We start from the raw sequence: 711 nt of genomic DNA on the forward strand, positions 1-711 counted from the left end.
ATACCTTCCCGGCCGCTGCGCTCGAGGAGGCGGAGATCAATGCGGACACCGAGCTGGAGTATCTGGCGGCACGCTTCGCCGGCTTCGCCCCGGAGATTGCCGGGCGGATCGTGGTGCTTTGCGATGACGGGCTGGCCACCGGGGCGACCATGCACGCGGCGTTGGAAGTCGCTACGGCCTGCGGTGCTGCGCAGCTGATTGTTGCGGTGCCTGTGGCTCCGCGGGACCTGGCCGGGTCCATGCCGGGGGCCGATACCCTCGTGGTACTGCGATCGCCGCGTGATTTCGCCTCTGTCGGTGCCCACTACGAGGATTTTTCTCAGGTCGACGAGGACACCGTGGGGCGGTTGCTGCGCGATGCCCCGGCGGCGCACCACTGATCAGGTTCGGGGCGCGGGTGTTCCGCGGGTGCGGCGGCGTTGATCGGCGAGCGCCACGAGCAGTGTCGCCAGGACCACCACTGCGATGGAGGCCAGCCCCACGCTCATGGCGGTGTCCCAGGCCGTGGCGCGCAGCGTGGCGAAGAAGATCCCGGTCATCATCGCTATACCCACCGCGGTGCCGATCCGCTGGCCGGTCTGCATCACTCCCCCGGCACTGCCCGATGCGCTCTCGGGCACCTCGAGCATCGTCAGTGCCTGGTTCGGGGCGATGATGGCGCCCTGGGCGATGCCGATGAACGCGAGGGTGGGCAACAGCCACCACAGGCCC

General features: G+C 69.1%; 2 protein-coding genes. One reads left to right on the forward strand and one right to left on the reverse strand.

All coding sequences use genetic code 11. The annotated features are described in order from the left end of the window. Positions 1-380: phosphoribosyltransferase family protein (locus B879_RS24170; protein WP_262481920.1), on the forward strand; the 380-nt coding region annotated here is incomplete at its 5' end. Here the strand turns inward: B879_RS24170 and B879_RS24175 are convergent. Continuing rightward, positions 381-711, reverse strand: a 331-nt coding sequence (locus B879_RS24175) for an MFS transporter (protein WP_040401631.1), incomplete at its 5' end; no start/stop codon positions are given. It lies immediately after the preceding gene.

The sequence above is a fragment of the Cecembia lonarensis LW9 genome, assembly GCF_000298295.1.
GTDB lineage: Bacteria > Bacteroidota > Bacteroidia > Cytophagales > Cyclobacteriaceae > Cecembia > Cecembia lonarensis.